We start from the raw sequence: 15,311 nt of genomic DNA on the forward strand, positions 1-15,311 counted from the left end.
TATTATGTATAAGCTTTTAATTGTTGATGATGAAAAAATTGTAATTGAAGGCTTAAAATCAGCAGCTAACTGGCAGGAGCATCAGATAGAAATTGTAGGATCTGCTTCAGACGGAGAAGAAGCACTTACAGAAATTATGAATAAGAAGCCTGATATTGTGTTAGTAGATATAAGAATGCCTAAATTAAATGGATTGGATTTAATTCAAGAAACAAAGGCTCTTAATCTAGATACTGTTTTTATCATTATAAGTGGGTATACAAAGTTTGATTACGCCAAAAGGGCTATTCAACTCGAGGCAATCGACTACCTAGTTAAACCTATTGAAGTAGAAGAAATTATTCATTCTATTAAAAATGCCATTTTAAAAATAGAAAAGTTTAAAAATGCAAAACAAGCAACTGAGCGGATTAATGAATATCATATGGCTTTTGAAGAAAAGCGTGTTCTTGATTACATTTTAGGCCAAAGATTTGATGCGCCGGAAAAGGACCAAAAGCTACATAGTTTTTCTTTTTTAAACATCGGATTGAAGGGGTTTGCCTGGGAAGATTCAAATGCCACTGAAAAAATTCATGCTTCCTTAGAGGGTGTAAAAAGCCTATTGGAAAACAGGAAGATAGATAGCTTTATCTATACGATTGATAGTGAAATCGTCATCATGTTTTCAAACGCTGGTTCAGAGATTGAGAAGGACTTGGTTCAGAATCTTGTGTCAATGATCCTTCATGATATAAAAATAAGTCCGATGGTTGGAATAAGCAATATCTATGAAACTATTTCGGACATAAAGAAAGCCTATAGTGAAGCAAAAGAAGCGTTGAAAAGTGGTATTTTTTCAAACCATTTAATAACCTATTATAAAGAATTAGAAACGTTCAATCATTCCTTTGGAAATCGTATTATTGAGAAAATTGATACATTTTTTAATGAAAATGCCCCGGACCTTCTTAGCGGAATGAATCTTTTCATGGACAAAGTTTTTCGCGATTGCCAAAAGAGCAGCCTGCCTCCAGAAAAATCAAAATACGTCTGTTTTAAAATCGTTAATCATTTCTTAGAATATATTGAAAGTGAATATGAAGTAAATAAAAGCGGCGGCGAACAATATTTAATTTACCAAGAATTAAATCAACTACAGTCTTTGGAAGAAATCAGAGGTTGGCTTGAACAATTTATTGAGCAATCAACTGCTTTTTTAAATGAAAACCACGTGTCTTATAATGAAAAATTAATCATCGATTTAAAAAGTTTCATTCATGCTAATTATAAAGAACCAATCGTTTTAGATGATTTAGGCAAGCTGTTCCATAAGAACCCTGCCTACCTTTGCAGCTTGTTTTCTAAGGCAGTTGGTAACACCATCTTTGAATATATTACAAAGGTCAGATTAAATAATGCAAAAAAACTGTTAAGAACCACAAATTTAAAGGTATCCGAGATTTGCAAACAGGTAGGCTACGAAAATCAAAAATACTTTAATCAAGTATTCAAGAAAAATATCGGAACAACCCCAGGTCTCTATCGTTCACAGCACATACTAAAGTAAGTGTTGGACGAGTGTATTTTTGGGGAGCCAAAAGCAAATTGAACTTGAAGAAAAAGAAATTCTGCGCCGTGAACGTCAATATGATTCAGAAGTAAAGAAAAAAGCGGACGCGGACAGATACTCCGTTGAGCAGGAGGCAGCAGCAAACAAAGCAGGAAAAGGAAATGTAAAACGAAGCATTGAAGCACCAACAGATACCATTAAAAAGACTGACAACTAAACAAAGAAGGTCCTTGTCAATTTATGATAAGGATCTTTTTGTGCAAAAAAATAAGGATTCCCCAACGGAGGGAACCCATATGTAAAAAAAGAGAGATTAAATTGGGAGAGCAAGAGGTTAATATCAAATAACCTAAGAGAGTTTAATTCCTCTCTCATTGCTACAGGTACATCTTATCGAGAAATATTGTAGATGTTATGAAGAACTTGTGATGAATTTGTGAAGATGAAAAAAGCGATTCCCCAACATGATATATTATAGTTAAGGGGAGTGAAAACGATGAAAATACTGCTCGTTGATGATGAAAAAAGAATAATAGAAGTCCTCGAAGCCTATCTCGAGAGAGAAGGTTATGAAATTCATTGTGCAGATAACGGAATTGATGCCTTGAAAAAAGCGAAAACGATCAATCCAGATTTGATTATATTAGATTTAATGCTTCCGGATATTTCTGGCGAAGAGGTATGCCGGTTAGTAAGAAAGGAATCGGATGTTCCAATTCTTATGTTGACAGCAAAATCTGCGGAAGATGACCGTATTAACGGGATTGTCATGGGTGCAGATGATTATTTAACCAAGCCATTTAGTCCGCGGGAAGTGGTTGTACGGGTACAAGCTATTTTAAGAAGAGTGAAGAAAACAGAGAAAGTGGAACGAATTGAATTCAATAACAAACAACTAGCAATTGACCTTAGTAAAAAAGAAGTAACAGTTAAAGGGCAGGATGTTATTCTTACACCAATTGAATATAAGCTGCTTACGAATATGGCATTAAATCCGGGGAGAGTGTACAGCCGGATGGATTTACTAGAAAAAATTCAGGATGAAGGCATGTATTACGAAGGCTACGAGCGCAGTGTCGATACGCATATCAAAAATCTCCGTAAGAAAATTGAATTAGATTCTAGACAGCCAACGTTTATCCTGACAGTGTTTGGGATGGGGTATAAATTTGGAGGGTTACTAGATGTCTCAAACACTGCGGTCTAGGATTCTCTTTTATTTATTACTCAGCTCCATGATTGGGATCCTCTTTGTCAGTTTTTTTATGCAGTGGGGATTTGAAGAAAGCTTTAAGAATTATCTTGATCGTAACCGAGAAAAGAAGATTGATAGAATCATAACAGAAATTGAAAAGGGTTATCAGAAAAATGGACATTTTACCAGGGATCCGGTTTTTGGTTTCCTCCATGAGCATGCGATGACCGATCAGCTTTATTTCGATTTGTATGATAACCGCGGTCAATTGCAAATGGGGACCTCTAATATTGTGGGATATTTGAACAGCTTGGGATTAACTGAACCCGAACCTAATGATGAGGAGTGGCATTCTACTTCCTATACGCTGAGAGCAGACAATAAAGTGATCGGTAAACTTGTTGCCATATACCCAATTGGCTTAATCGATGACGAGTATAATTTTTTACAAACGATTCAGTTATACATTTATGCAGCCGTTTGTTTAACAATACTGTTATCAATTCTATTTAGTATGTTATTCTCTAAAAAAATAACCTCAGGATTAAATAAAGTTTCCTTTGCAGCAAATGAGCTCCAGCAGCATAATCTTTCTATCCGAATTCCGCTGACTGGATTACCTACGGAGGTTAAGCAGCTCGCGATATCCTTTAATAACCTAGCAGAATCATTGGAAAAGGGAGAAATGTTAAGGAAACAATTTACGGGAGATTTAGCCCATGAACTCCGCACACCACTTGCTACGTTACGAAGTCAAATTGAAGCATATCAGGATGGAATATGGGAGCCAACACCAGCGCGATTACAATCCAGTCATGAGGAGCTGATGCGGTTAGTAAGGCTAGTGAATGAGCTTGAAAAGCTGCTTGCTGCCGAAAATCCACAAATAAAATTGGAAAAAGTAGAGATAGAGGCAGGCAGTGTTTTAGCTGCATTATGGGAGATGTTTGTACCATTGTTTAAGCAAAAAGGTGTATTCCTTCATATTGAAGAGCCTGATCAGGAACTCATTTTTCCAGCCGACAAGGACCGCTTAATGCAAATTCTCTCGAATGTTCTAAACAATGCCCTAAAGTATACGCCAGAAGGAAAGAATGTAACCATATCAATATTAACTGAAAAAGAAGGATATGTTGGTTTTAAAATAGAGGATGAAGGTTCCGGTATGGCAGAGGATGATATACCACATATATTCGAACGCTTTTACCGTGGTGATAAATCACGCGATCGAAAAACAGGCGGAGCGGGAATTGGATTATCGATTGTGAAAGCCTTAATGGAGGCTCATAAAGGAATGATTAAGGTAAAAAGCCGAATCAATAAGGGTACAAGCATAATTTTATGGTTTCCTGAAGAAGACGATTAAGAAAAGCTTCAGCCCCGGGCGCAAAAGCTAGACAAAACGGCCGCTATCTCGTTAGGGATAGCGGCTTTTCATGTCTGAAGCTCATTGGGTAAAATTTCTTCCATTCATTAAGAAAGGGGGAAGTGGCCAAATTGGGATGTTCTAAGACCCTTTGAGTAGGTCCATATTGCTTCACTTCACCATTCACGATAATAGCAAGGGTATTCGTTAGATAATTGATTTCCATCAAGTCATGACTGACGAAAACGGTTGTGGTTGCCGAGTCTTTAATAATTCCTTTAAAGTCATCCATTAACTTAATTTTTGTTGGAAAATCCAATGCGGAAAAGGGTTCATCTAGAAAAAGAATTTCTGGTTCGACAATCATGGCTCTTGCAAGGTTTACACGCTGTGCCTCGCCACCTGACAGGAAATGGGCATTTTTTTTCGCTAGATGGCTGATTTGGAACTGCTCCATCCATAAATTAACCTTCTCTTTAATTACTGATTTGGGTACTTTTCTTAGCTTTAAGCCAATCGCAATATTTTGATAAACCGTGCCTTCTAAAAGTAGTGATTGCTGCAGGGCCACTGAAAATTTTCTTCGCAGGTCAAGGGAGGGAGTTCCATTTGGTACGGCTTGCCCACGATAGAGAATTTCACCACTAGCAGGGCTGTCAAGCAAAGCCATTACTTTTAGCAATGTACTTTTCCCAGCACCATTTGGCCCCATGATTCCTAGTAATTCACCCTCTGGAATCTGGAAATGGGGGATGGAGAGAATGTTTTTATCATGGGCTCGATAAGTAATGTTTTTAAGCTCAATCAATGGTTTCATGATACTCGCTTCCTTTGCTGCAGGAGTGTTAAGGCTGCCGTTATCAATAATGCAACAGTCAATAAAATAAAGGAAATCGCAAGGGCTACATCGAAATCACCTTTTGAAACTTCCATGACAATCGAAGTGGTTAAAATCCGCGTATCTCCCTGAATATTTCCGCCAACCATCATCGCAGCACCAACCTCTGCGATTACACGGCCAAAGCCTGCCATAATCGCAGCGACAATGGCGATTTTGGTTTGTTTTAAAAGAATCATGATGGTTTGTATCTTTGTTGCACCCAACGCTTTTATTTGTAAAAGCATTTTTTCATTGATTTGTTGAAAGGCGGAGCTCGTTAAACCTGTGACGATTGGTAATGAGACTAGCACTTGTGCCATAACGATGGCTGTTGGGGAATACAGCAAGTGTAAATGACCAAGAGGACCAGAGCGCCATAAAAGCATGGAAATCCATAACCCGGCAACTACAGGGGGTAAACCCATCCCGATATTGATAATTGTAAGGATTATTTTTCTGCCTTTAAATCTGGTTAAACCAAGTAACATCCCAAGAGGCAAACCAATAAGGGAACTAATGAGGATGGACATAAAACAGACTTTTAGAGTCAGCCAAGTGATTTCGAGAATTTCTCGATCGCCTGTAAGAATCATCTCTATCGCTTTCCTGAAGCCATCAAAAATTAGATCCATACCGCCTGCACCCTTCCCATTTTTCCTATTCTCTGTATTTAAAGAATAATGATTGTCCGTAATCTTCTTTACCAAAACTTTCGATTACATCTTGTGTCTCACTGCTGACCATAAACTCTACAAACTTTTCTGCATCCAAGCTGTTTACCATGTCATGCTTCTCTGGATTAACCTGCATGACATGGTAGATATTCTTTAAATCTTTACCGCCTTCAACAACGATTTCGAGGTTAGTTAAGTTTTTCTCTTGCGCTAACCAAGTAGCACGGTCCGTTAATATATACCCATTTTTTTCATTGGCGATTTGTAAAGAAGCACCCATTCCTTGACCAGTTGAAATATAGGTATCTCCTGTCGGCTGAATACCGGCAGCCGCCCAAATTCCCAGTTCTTTTTTATGTGTACCAGAGTCATCGCCACGGGTAACAAAATTAGCTTTTACTTCAGAAATCGTTTTGAAAGCTGCGTTAATATCGTCCCCGCTTACACTTGCTGGATTATCTTGTGGTCCGACTAAAATAAAATCATTGTACATTACGCGTTTGCGATTAACCGCATCACCGCTTGTGACCGAGCTCCTCCTCTGATTTAGGAGCATGAGCTAAAAGGACATCTGCTTCACCTTTAACGCCCATTTCTAATGCTTGTCCTGTACCAACTGCAATGGTTTTTACTTTTACATTGTTTTCTTCTTCAAAGATTGGCAGTAATACATCTAATAAGCCGCTGTCCTGTGTACTAGTAGTAGTGGCTAAGATTAATTCAGCAGGTTCTGCCTTTTTCTCTGTTGCGTCGGCTTGGTCAGTGTTGGTATTACCACAAGCTGCTAGAAAAAGGAGGGTAAAAACAAATAGTGTAGCAAGATAACGATATTTTAACATCTTGTTTCCTCCTGTTTACTAGTTTGATAGATTACAGTACCTAAATCTCGAATATCATATCCTTCTAAATCGGTTAAGCTACTTTTAAATCCAGGCGACTGAAGATAATGGATTAAATCAGTAAGTTTCTGCTTGTTTTCATTTGTAAAACGAAACACAAGGTCGAACTGTTCTTTCGCCACCGGTATGAAATCAAGTCCTAAATGGCTTGCAGCAGATTGAATTCCAAAGGCCACATCTGCTATTCCCCTGCTTATATAAGAAGCTGTCGACAAATGGTTCCATTCTTCAGTTGAATAACCATTTACATCTGCTGGGTCAATCCCGTTCTTTGACAGCATGGAATCAAAAAGAAATCGAGTCCCAGCTCCTTTTTGACGATTAACAAACTGAACATTTTTACCTGCCAGGTCGTTAAAGCTATTGATTCCTTTTGGATTTCCCTTTGCTACTATAAAGCCTTGCTCTCTTGATACAAATCGAACAACAGAAATAGACTCGTATACAAAGAGCTGATGAATAAAAGGTAAATTGTATTCTTGTGATGCGGGGTCTAAGAGGTGAATTGCAGCGATGTCCGATTGACCACGGTAAAGCATCATCAATCCTTCAAGGCTTCCTATGTAAGTTGGCTGGATTTGCAGCTGTAAATCTTTTGAAGTTTGTTTAACAAAATGCTCTACTAGAAAGTCATGACTTCCGGATAGTCGAATTGGTAATGAAGTATTTGTATCGAACTGCTCAACCTGTGCTTTTTTCGCAGGGGCTTTTGTACTATCTTTATATCTCTCAATCTCTGTATGTTCAATTCTCATTTTATTGCCAACCTTAAATGCCTGTAGCTCCCCACGTTTAATCAATTCATAAACTGTATGTTTAGAGATTTGGAATAGTTGAGCCACCTCATCAGGTGTGTAAGCCTTTCCATCCATCCGTATGCCACCTCTCTATCCGAAAATTAATTTAATATAAATATACTATGATTCACGTGACTTTTGTTAAGTTTCGTTTAGTTTTGTTGAGTTTTATTTAGCTTTGACACGTTTTGTTCACTTGGAATTGAATATGTTCACACTTTTTTCATAAACTTCACTGATTGTTCATCGGTGAACAAAGAAGTTTATTGTACTATATGGATAGATGAAATTTTATTTAAAAGGGATGGGGATCAGATGGCAAAACTTCTATATATTACTGTTAACCCAAAAAATGATATAAAGCTTTCTAAAGGTATGCAGCTAGGTGAGGCTTTTTTAGAAGAGTTTAAACAACAAAGGCCTGAAGTAGAAATTGAACATATGCATTTATACGATATGGATATCCCACAAATTGATATGGATTTGTTATATGCACGTGCTAAATTATCCTTTATGGGCAAGACTTTGGAAGAGCTGACAGAGGGCGAGCAAAAACAAATCACTGCAATGCATGCACTTGCTGACCGTTTTATTACAGCAGACTATTATGTGTTTGTTACACCTATTTGGAATTTTGGATCTCCAGCTATTTTAAAAGCTTTCCTTGATAATTTATTTATCGTGAACAAAACATTTGTTAATACGCATGAAGGAGCAAAAGGGCTGCTTACGAACCGTAAAGCACTTCATATCCAAACGCGAGGCGGTATTTACTCAACTGGACCAATGACTGAATTTGAATTTGGCGATCGTTTCTTAACAAAAGTACTCGGATTCTTAGGAATGGAAGTAATGCCAACTGTTTTCGCTGAAGGTATGGATCATTTTCCAAAGCAAGTACCAGAAATTATGGCAAAGGCAAAAGAACAAGTCATCGAAGCTGCAAGAGAAATGGCAAAAGATAAAGTAACTGTTTAATATAATAAAAAATGCGACTCTGACATCGAGTTGCATTTTTTTATGTCGATTTCCTATTTGATAAAATTAAGATATGAGCACAAGCCTTATAGAATTCCTGAACATATAGTGTTTAACAAAAGTGAACAAGCATTGGGAATTGGAGGATTTGTATTTTGAAATTAATAAATGAGATGGGCTGCCCCTGGGGAGGTAGGAAACAAAATAGCAAGGACATCACACCTTTAGAATTTACTGAAATTCAAGAAAGGTCCTTGTATATTGGAATTAACATTGGACCTAGTTATCACAATGAAACAGATTGTGCTGTACTCTTGTATAAGGATAAAAAAAATTGGAAATTGAAAACGAATGAAAATGAAGATGCTTTTGATTTTTTGTACAATAATATTTATTTTTTCTCGAAAAATAGATATAAAAATGCAGATAGTACTTTTTTAAAAGAGTATCTCATATTTACAATAGGCGCTTGTTTAAGTTCTCCAATAAAACCAGAGTATTCTATTCGTGATGTCGATGTTGAAAGAAATAATATGAAAAATATAAATCAAAGATGGGAGTCGGAAACTTATCATAAGATGAGTGATTGGCTAAATCATTTTCCGATTTCGGGAGCATCTAAGAGAGTGTATTTAGAAACATGCCCTCAAAGTAATTTTCCTTTTGTCCTACAGGAAACGAAAGTAACAGAAAAGGAAAAGTCATTCTTAATTGAGGCATTAACAAAAATCAATGAAGTTCCTGGTTCTATCCAAAATATACAAGGGTGGAATGAGGAGTATTTTAAGGATGAATATTTTCGAAAGGCCTTTGCTTCGATGTTAGTGTCAATGGCTTATGCGAGATGGAAGTCAAAAGAGAAATCAGGAAAGCATGACTTTTTAAAAATAATTGCCGATCATGATGGTCTAATCTGGCTGCTTGATCATGAATCCCTTAATCATTGAGACTCTCAATTTGGAAAAGCCCCTTTCAGATGAAAGGGGCTAAATGTTGTTCTTAATATTTATACCGTTTTTCTCAATTATCGTTTGAATTCAGGATCTTCATAAGGGTGAGCAACCCAGCCTGATGAATCGATAAACAGGCGAACGGCCACAACTTGGCGGTTTTCCATTAAAGTAAAGAAATGTGGAGTGTTAACGGGAACAGAAATCACATCTCCCGGGGACAATTCTACATCAAAATATCCGGCTTCACCCTTGATCGTGAAAATCCCATTTCCTGCTGTAATAGCACGTACTTCATCCTCTGTATGCACATGCACCTGTTCAAACTTTTTTAACAACTCGTCTAAATTTGGAGTAGCATCTGATAATGCCACAATGTCCCATTCAGCATAGCCGCGCCGGGTTGCAAGGGATCTAATTTCGTTATCAAAGGTTTTAAGGATTTCTTCTTTCTCCTCATTTGAAAGTAAAAATTGATCACGAAGCTTACTAGACAGCTTGTCCATGTCCCAATGCTCATAAAGGACACCATGTTTATCTAAGAAACTCGTAACCTCATGTTCATTTGTTAATCTTTCATTCGTATTACGAATGCGAATATTCGCCATAGTAAACTCTCCTTGTTAATGATTTATTTGAACTTTTTTAGGAAATACATATTCATTTGGTATTCAAAAAGAAATTCAAATGCTTCCAAATGACGTTTAGCTGTAAAATCACTATCGCCCCAAACATATATGCCATGGTTACGGATTAATACGCCTGGAACCTCTGGTTGAATAACCTTGCTTATTTCTTCTGCTAATTTTGGAATGGAAAAATAATTTTCTACTATTGGAATAGTAATGGATGCATTGTCTTTCCAAATATCAAATGCTTTAATAATTTCATGATTTATGAAGGTAACTTTTCCTTGATCAGCATAAAGCTCAGAAATAAGGTTATTAGGAATCGTATGGATATGAAAAACGGCTTGACAATTAGGAATTCGTTGATAGATAGAGGTGTGAATCAAAGTTTCAGCAGAAGGTTTTAAGTTGCTGGGAAGTACAAGGCTTCCATCCATTTTAACTAAAATATAATCCTCTGGAGTACGAATCGATTTGTCTTTTCCACTAGAGGTTATGGCGATAATTGACTGATTTTTCTCTAATGGGGTACCTTTGACTCGAATGGATAAGTTACCGCTCGTTGCGGGAAACCAGCCTTTTTTTGAAAATGTGTCTTTGACATTTTGTAGCGTATCGAAGGCTATTTGAATGGCTTCAAGATTTATTTTTTCCATTTTTTTTTATAGATTTCACCTCCTTTAATGATTAAAGTGCTTTAAAATTTCGATTACATCGTAAAATGAAACGAATTCTTTATAAGGAAGAGAATGCTCTTGGCATTTCTGTAATAGAAAATCTCTGGCAATCACATGATCAGCCATTTTGGCTGCGGCCAAATCTGTAATGCTATCTCCAATAACAACTTTTATATTATCTAAACTCGATTGGGAACGAAGAATACTTGGTTTACACATTCCACAATCATTGCTGCAAAGTGCGTCACATGAATAAGGCCAAAGAATTTGAATTTGTTTACCGCTAAAATTACTCGAATTACAATATATATTTTCTTTTGGTATAGAATAGCGTGACAAAATTGGGAAAACGAAAAAATCTATTCCTCCACTAGTAATCAGAAGACGAATATTATGCTCCTGACAATATTGAATAAACTGATCAAAACCAGGCCGAATAGCTGCGTACTTAATAGCGTAATTTGTGATTTCTTCTCGGTAAGATGCAGGTAATAGCCCAAACAAGCTTCCTACACCTTTTCGAATACTAATTCTCCCAGCTAAAATATCATCCTTGATGGTTTCCCAACCAGGTGGATTATAATACTTCATAATATTTATGATGTTGTCATTTTCAGTGATTGTTCCGTCAAAATCGCAAAATATAATCATTTTTTTGAGGGCGCCCACTCTTATAAAGCACCCCATTTGTCGATCGCAGAACGAAGTTCAGCAGAGTTATCTGCTGCTTGAGCAAGCGTTTGACCTGAAATTGTTGCTTGAATCACATCCATAAATGCTTTTCCTCCAGCTGTCGTGCCTTGGGGGTGTCCATGAATTCCTCCACCTGCATTAATAATGATGTTATCACCAAAATCTCGAATTATTGTTGGAACAAGACCTGGATGGATTCCCGCAGAAGGTGTTGGAAAAGCTGAACGATGAATACTGTTTGGTGATTGTAGTAGATTAGCTATATTTAGAGCTTCTTCTTTTGGCATCGCAACAGAACCATAAGGAGAAGGAAAAAGAACAATGTCAGCCCCAGAAAGCCGCATTAGTTTACCTATTAGCAAAGGAGCGGACAGTCCATAGTAAGGTGATGGATAAAATGAACCAGTAAACGCAGGATGGGCAATAATCGGAACATTTACATCTGGATCGGCGGCAATTCGATGGAGGACATCAAATCCATAGGGAACTACATTGAGTAACAAACAAGATGCTCCGGCTTTAGAAAATTGTTTTGCTTTTTCAACTAGTTGAGTAACGGGTCCAGTTAGGTTTACCCCATATAGGACTCGTTTTCCGGTATTTTCCTGTTGCTGTTGATTATATTTTTCAAATGCAGCTATACGCTTTAGAGCGGGTGCATAATCATCACGAAAGAAAATCTCATCATCTTTCACAAGGTCAACTTGTCCATCAACTTGATTATGATACTCTTTTTCTAGCTCGTGAAGAGGAAGACCGATACATTGTTTAAAGATGCTCATCAATAGGGGACGGTTATGGACTCCTATCATCCTTCTAATTCCATCTATTCCAAAGCGGGGTCCTGGGAATTCTGTTAAAAGGGAGTCTGGCAGTTGTAAATCCATTAATTTAATCTGGCCGTCCATTGATAGTTTTCCAAAAACGGTTGTAAGGATAGAGGGAATATCTGGATTCATATTAACGATGGGGTATCCGATCTTTAATAATGCCTTTGGAATTTCATCGGACTTGTTATTGAGTGATTTTACTTCTATTACTTTACCTAAATGCGGTATCATCTGTTCTTTTCTTACCTGTGGGAGATCAGTCCACGTTCCAACAGTAAGTCCAACGGCAATTTCTTGTGCCTTTTTGTAAAAATTATAATGCCCATGAACTAAATAGGTAGCAACCACATAATCTTTCTCGGTATTCACAAACATTTCACCTCCTAAATTTAATAGAGAAACATTAAAAGATTAATAGCTTAGAAATCCGCTGTACCGCTTCTCGAATCCGTTCCACTTCGGCAAGCAATCCTAATCGAACATACCCCTCACCATGCTTTCCAAATCCAATTCCTGGTGCGACAACAACCTTTGATTTCTCTAATAAGGTATCGGCAAATTCGCTTGATGTGTATCCTTTTGGAATTGGCAGCCAGGCAAAGAATGATCCTTTAGGAAGTGGAGCACTCCAACCAAGCTTTTGGAGTTCCTCAAATAAGGCATTTCGTCGTAATTCATAGGTATTAACTAGGTTACTAACACATTCTTGTGATGAGGTTAATGCTGTAATGGCTGCAGCTTGAATGCCGCCAAACAAGCTCACAAAATAGTGGTCTTGAAATTGATTGATTAATTGAATCAGCTCATGGTTACCAAGAGCGAACCCAACGCGCCAACCTGCCATATTATAGGTTTTCGACAGTGTATAAAATTCGATGCCAACATCCTTGGCACCCGGACGGGATAAAAAGCTAATTGGTCTGTGCCCATCAAAGCCGATTGCTCCATAAGCAAAATCGTGAGCAATCACAATATTATTTTTCTCTGCAAAGCCAATAGCTTCATCAAAGAAGGAACTAGTAGCACAAGCTCCCGTCGGATTTGATGGATAATTAAGGAACATTAATTTGGCATGTTCACACTGGCTAGGTGTTATTTTGGAAAAATCAGGGAAAAACCCATTGGAATAATTTAATGGCATCGGAACCATTTCGGCTCCTGCAATAGCAATTCCAGACCAATAATCAGGATATCCAGGGTCAGGAACAAGTGCAATATCACCTGGATTCAGTACAATTTGTGAGATTTCAACGAGTCCGGTTTTTGTACCAAATAATATAGCAACTTCCTTTTCTGGATCTAATGTAACTCCGTATTCTGTCCGATACCAAGTACAGATCGCTTCCTTCAATTCAGTCTTTCCTGTAAACGGTGGATATTTATGGTTAATAGGGTCTAGTGCAGCATTTTGTAATGATTGAACAATATGAGATGGGGTAGGCAGGTCTGGGTTGCCTTGTCCAAGATTAATAACGTCATACCCCGAAGCTATAAAACCATTCACTTTTTCAACTAATGTAGAGAAAAACTGAGTAGGCAGACGCTCCATTTGGTTTGATGCTTTGATGATAAAATTGTTATTTTTCAATAATTAATCACCCCCCTTTAGACAATAACATATGATGAAATAAACTTTTTAGTGAGTAAACGGAAAAAAACAAATGTTTGTCCACTATTAAACCCTCAATGTTATTACCCAACACTAGATCAACAGGTACGGCTTCAATATTGAGATTATGTACTATATTTTGTGGGAAAAATTTGGACAATCATTGAAAGGAAAATGTAAATTTGGGAGTGAGATAATATGGATAAAAAACAAGGTCACCTTTTTACATCAGAGTCGGTTACTGAAGGTCATCCAGATAAAATGTGTGATCAAATTTCTGATGCTATATTAGATGCCATTTTTGAAAAAGACCCAAATGCGCGTGTTGCATGTGAAACTTCGGTTAGCTCAGATTTAATTGTTTTATCTGGAGAAATTACCACGAACGCCTCTGTTGATTTCTTAAAAATTGTAAGAGACACGATTCGAAATATCGGGTATACAAGCCCAGAGTTTGGACTTGATGCTGATACTTGTAAGATTTTAATAGCACTGAACAAGCAATCCTCTGATATAGCAATGGGAGTTAATCAAGCACTAGAAGCCCGTGAAGGTTTAATGACGGAGGATGAAATAGACCAAATTGGTGCAGGTGACCAAGGGCTTATGTTTGGGTTTGCTTGCAATGAAACGGATGAATTAATGCCATTGCCAATTTACCTGTCCCATAAGCTAGCCAGGCGTTTAGCAGAAGTTCGAAAGTATGGCTTGGTTGAGTATTTACGTCCGGATGGAAAAGTACAGGTAACTGTGGAATACGAAAATGCAAAGCCCGTTCGAATTGACACAATTATTATTTCTGCACAACATAAACCTGAAGTTGAGTTAGAACAAATAAAAAAGGATTTGCAAAGGTATGTCATTTCTTACGTGGTGCCACCAGAATTGATTGATGAAAGCACAAAATATTATATAAATCCAACTGGCCGATTCGTGATTGGTGGACCAAAGGGTGATGCAGGATTAACGGGGCGTAAAATTATCGTTGATACGTATGGCGGATTTTCCCGCCACGGGGGTGGTGCTTTTTCGGGAAAAGACCCAACTAAGGTTGACCGTTCTGCAGCTTATGCTGCACGTTATGTAGCTAAAAATATTGTTGCAGCAGGCATTGCAGATAAATGTGAAATTCAATTGGCTTACTCAATAGGAGTAGCTGCGCCTGTTTCAATAGCTGTTGAAACGTTTGGAACTGGGAAAATAGAAGAGTCAAAGATTGTACAGCTTATAAGAAAATATTTTGACCTTCGGCCTGCAGGAATCATTCGAATGTTAAATCTTAGGCAGCCTATTTATTTACAAACTGCTTGCTATGGACACTTTGGGAGAACGGATATCCAATTGCCTTGGGAAAACACTGATAAAGCAGGAATGTTAAAAAAGGAAGCAGAGAAAATCTAAAAAGGCATGATTAGGGTATGTATTCACAAAATATGTAATGAAATTTTATACTAATGGGCTCCCAAAATGCGGAGTCCTGTTTTGTATGGAAGCATTATTCTTTTTTCGAGTATGCTTTCAATGAAAGTGGCCGGCATCGCAGTGACCGAAAAAAGTATTGACTCTTTTATAAAAAGAAAAA

Annotated in this window: 16 protein-coding genes and 1 pseudogene; 7 read left to right on the forward strand and 10 right to left on the reverse strand. The window is 37.5% G+C overall.

Going from position 1 to position 15,311, the window contains the following annotated elements; translation table 11 throughout:
- Positions 1-4: 4 nt before the first annotated feature.
- From QFZ28_RS06835 to QFZ28_RS06850, 4 genes and pseudogenes are all read left to right on the forward strand, one after another.
- A complete protein-coding gene (locus QFZ28_RS06835; protein WP_307193954.1) occupies positions 5-1,549 on the forward strand; it encodes a response regulator in 1,545 nt (514 codons plus the stop codon).
- A 28-nt stretch (positions 1,550-1,577) separates the two neighbouring features.
- Positions 1,578-1,703: pseudogene (locus QFZ28_RS06840) on the forward strand (hypothetical protein); the annotation flags it as partial.
- 345 nt (positions 1,704-2,048) lie between these two features.
- Positions 2,049-2,759: a response regulator transcription factor gene (locus tag QFZ28_RS06845; protein ID WP_307193955.1), complete on the forward strand. Its 711-nt coding sequence runs from the start codon at positions 2,049-2,051 to the stop codon at positions 2,757-2,759.
- Entirely contained in the window at positions 2,737-4,113 is a 1,377-nt protein-coding gene (locus tag QFZ28_RS06850) for a HAMP domain-containing sensor histidine kinase (RefSeq protein ID WP_307193956.1), read from the forward strand. The genes QFZ28_RS06845 and QFZ28_RS06850 overlap by 23 nt, the downstream gene beginning before the upstream one ends.
- Before the next feature lie 43 nt (positions 4,114-4,156).
- Here QFZ28_RS06850 and QFZ28_RS06855 read toward each other — a convergent pair whose 3' ends face one another.
- The 5 genes from QFZ28_RS06855 to QFZ28_RS06875 are packed head-to-tail and all read right to left on the reverse strand — an operon-like array spanning position 4,157 to position 7,438.
- On the reverse strand, positions 4,157-4,930 hold the full coding sequence (locus QFZ28_RS06855; RefSeq protein WP_307193957.1) for an ABC transporter ATP-binding protein: 774 nt from the start codon (positions 4,928-4,930) through the stop codon (positions 4,157-4,159).
- Positions 4,927-5,625, reverse strand: coding sequence for an ABC transporter permease (locus QFZ28_RS06860; protein ID WP_307193958.1), 699 nt, complete (start codon positions 5,623-5,625; stop codon positions 4,927-4,929). The genes QFZ28_RS06855 and QFZ28_RS06860 overlap by 4 nt, the downstream gene beginning before the upstream one ends.
- Before the next feature lie 25 nt (positions 5,626-5,650).
- Positions 5,651-6,160, reverse strand: coding sequence for a substrate-binding domain-containing protein (locus QFZ28_RS06865; RefSeq protein WP_307193959.1), 510 nt, complete (start codon positions 6,158-6,160; stop codon positions 5,651-5,653).
- 22 nt (positions 6,161-6,182) lie between these two features.
- Positions 6,183-6,506 (reverse strand): substrate-binding domain-containing protein, encoded by a 324-nt coding sequence (locus QFZ28_RS06870; protein ID WP_307193960.1) that lies wholly within the window; start codon positions 6,504-6,506, stop codon positions 6,183-6,185.
- Positions 6,500-7,438 (reverse strand): helix-turn-helix transcriptional regulator, encoded by a 939-nt coding sequence (locus QFZ28_RS06875; RefSeq protein ID WP_307193961.1) that lies wholly within the window; start codon positions 7,436-7,438, stop codon positions 6,500-6,502. Before QFZ28_RS06875 ends, QFZ28_RS06870 begins: the two co-directional genes overlap by 7 nt.
- A gap of 240 nt (positions 7,439-7,678) precedes the next feature.
- Here QFZ28_RS06875 and QFZ28_RS06880 point away from each other — a divergent pair, with 240 nt between their 5' ends.
- Both QFZ28_RS06880 and QFZ28_RS06885 read left to right on the forward strand, forming a co-directional pair.
- Positions 7,679-8,341, forward strand: coding sequence for an FMN-dependent NADH-azoreductase (locus QFZ28_RS06880; RefSeq protein ID WP_307193962.1), 663 nt, complete (start codon positions 7,679-7,681; stop codon positions 8,339-8,341).
- 155 nt (positions 8,342-8,496) lie between these two features.
- Positions 8,497-9,288, forward strand: coding sequence for a hypothetical protein (locus QFZ28_RS06885; protein WP_307193963.1), 792 nt, complete (start codon positions 8,497-8,499; stop codon positions 9,286-9,288).
- A gap of 77 nt (positions 9,289-9,365) precedes the next feature.
- Here the strand turns inward: QFZ28_RS06885 and QFZ28_RS06890 are convergent, their stop codons facing one another.
- From QFZ28_RS06890 to QFZ28_RS06910, 5 genes are read right to left on the reverse strand one after another with little or no spacing between them, the layout of a single operon-like run.
- Positions 9,366-9,899, reverse strand: a complete 534-nt coding sequence (locus tag QFZ28_RS06890) for a 1,2-dihydroxy-3-keto-5-methylthiopentene dioxygenase (RefSeq protein ID WP_307193964.1) — start codon at positions 9,897-9,899, stop codon at positions 9,366-9,368.
- A 23-nt stretch (positions 9,900-9,922) separates the two neighbouring features.
- Positions 9,923-10,576, reverse strand: a complete 654-nt coding sequence (locus QFZ28_RS06895) for a methylthioribulose 1-phosphate dehydratase (protein ID WP_307193965.1) — start codon at positions 10,574-10,576, stop codon at positions 9,923-9,925.
- A 24-nt stretch (positions 10,577-10,600) separates the two neighbouring features.
- Positions 10,601-11,248 (reverse strand): 2-hydroxy-3-keto-5-methylthiopentenyl-1-phosphate phosphatase, encoded by a 648-nt coding sequence (locus QFZ28_RS06900; protein ID WP_307196968.1) that lies wholly within the window; start codon positions 11,246-11,248, stop codon positions 10,601-10,603.
- Positions 11,249-11,268: 20 nt separating this feature from the next.
- The gene (locus QFZ28_RS06905) at positions 11,269-12,489 is read right to left on the reverse strand and encodes a 2,3-diketo-5-methylthiopentyl-1-phosphate enolase (RefSeq protein ID WP_373428047.1); all 1,221 of its coding nucleotides are present in this window, start codon (positions 12,487-12,489) and stop codon (positions 11,269-11,271) included.
- Positions 12,490-12,523: 34 nt separating this feature from the next.
- The gene (locus QFZ28_RS06910; RefSeq protein ID WP_307193966.1) at positions 12,524-13,708 is read right to left on the reverse strand and encodes a pyridoxal phosphate-dependent aminotransferase; all 1,185 of its coding nucleotides are present in this window, start codon (positions 13,706-13,708) and stop codon (positions 12,524-12,526) included.
- A 219-nt stretch (positions 13,709-13,927) separates the two neighbouring features.
- Here QFZ28_RS06910 and metK point away from each other — a divergent pair, with 219 nt between their 5' ends.
- Positions 13,928-15,130, forward strand: coding sequence for a methionine adenosyltransferase (gene metK / locus QFZ28_RS06915; protein ID WP_307193967.1), 1,203 nt, complete (start codon positions 13,928-13,930; stop codon positions 15,128-15,130).
- Positions 15,131-15,311: the final 181 nt, after the last annotated feature.

Origin of the sequence: Neobacillus niacini (genome assembly GCF_030817695.1) — a bacterium.
Lineage (GTDB): Bacteria > Bacillota > Bacilli > Bacillales > Cytobacillaceae > Neobacillus > Neobacillus niacini_F.

Excerpts from the sequence above, each read along its gene's own strand:
- QFZ28_RS06860 (WP_307193958.1), bottom strand. The coding sequence starts at position 5,625 with ATGGATCTAATTTTTGATGGCTTCAGGAAAGCGATAGAGATGATTCTT.
- QFZ28_RS06865 (WP_307193959.1), bottom strand. The coding sequence starts at position 6,160 with ATGTACAATGATTTTATTTTAGTCGGACCACAAGATAATCCAGCAAGT.
- QFZ28_RS06835 (WP_307193954.1), top strand. The coding sequence starts at position 5 with ATGTATAAGCTTTTAATTGTTGATGATGAAAAAATTGTAATTGAAGGC.
- QFZ28_RS06855 (WP_307193957.1), bottom strand. The coding sequence starts at position 4,930 with ATGAAACCATTGATTGAGCTTAAAAACATTACTTATCGAGCCCATGAT.
- QFZ28_RS06880 (WP_307193962.1), top strand. The coding sequence starts at position 7,679 with ATGGCAAAACTTCTATATATTACTGTTAACCCAAAAAATGATATAAAG.
- QFZ28_RS06850 (WP_307193956.1), top strand. The coding sequence starts at position 2,737 with ATGTCTCAAACACTGCGGTCTAGGATTCTCTTTTATTTATTACTCAGC.
- QFZ28_RS06845 (WP_307193955.1), top strand. The coding sequence starts at position 2,049 with ATGAAAATACTGCTCGTTGATGATGAAAAAAGAATAATAGAAGTCCTC.
- metK (WP_307193967.1), top strand. The coding sequence starts at position 13,928 with ATGGATAAAAAACAAGGTCACCTTTTTACATCAGAGTCGGTTACTGAA.
- QFZ28_RS06890 (WP_307193964.1), bottom strand. The coding sequence starts at position 9,899 with ATGGCGAATATTCGCATTCGTAATACGAATGAAAGATTAACAAATGAA.
- QFZ28_RS06895 (WP_307193965.1), bottom strand. The coding sequence starts at position 10,576 with ATGGAAAAAATAAATCTTGAAGCCATTCAAATAGCCTTCGATACGCTA.
- QFZ28_RS06870 (WP_307193960.1), bottom strand. The coding sequence starts at position 6,506 with ATGTTAAAATATCGTTATCTTGCTACACTATTTGTTTTTACCCTCCTT.
- QFZ28_RS06875 (WP_307193961.1), bottom strand. The coding sequence starts at position 7,438 with ATGGATGGAAAGGCTTACACACCTGATGAGGTGGCTCAACTATTCCAA.
- QFZ28_RS06900 (WP_307196968.1), bottom strand. The coding sequence starts at position 11,248 with ATGATTATATTTTGCGATTTTGACGGAACAATCACTGAAAATGACAAC.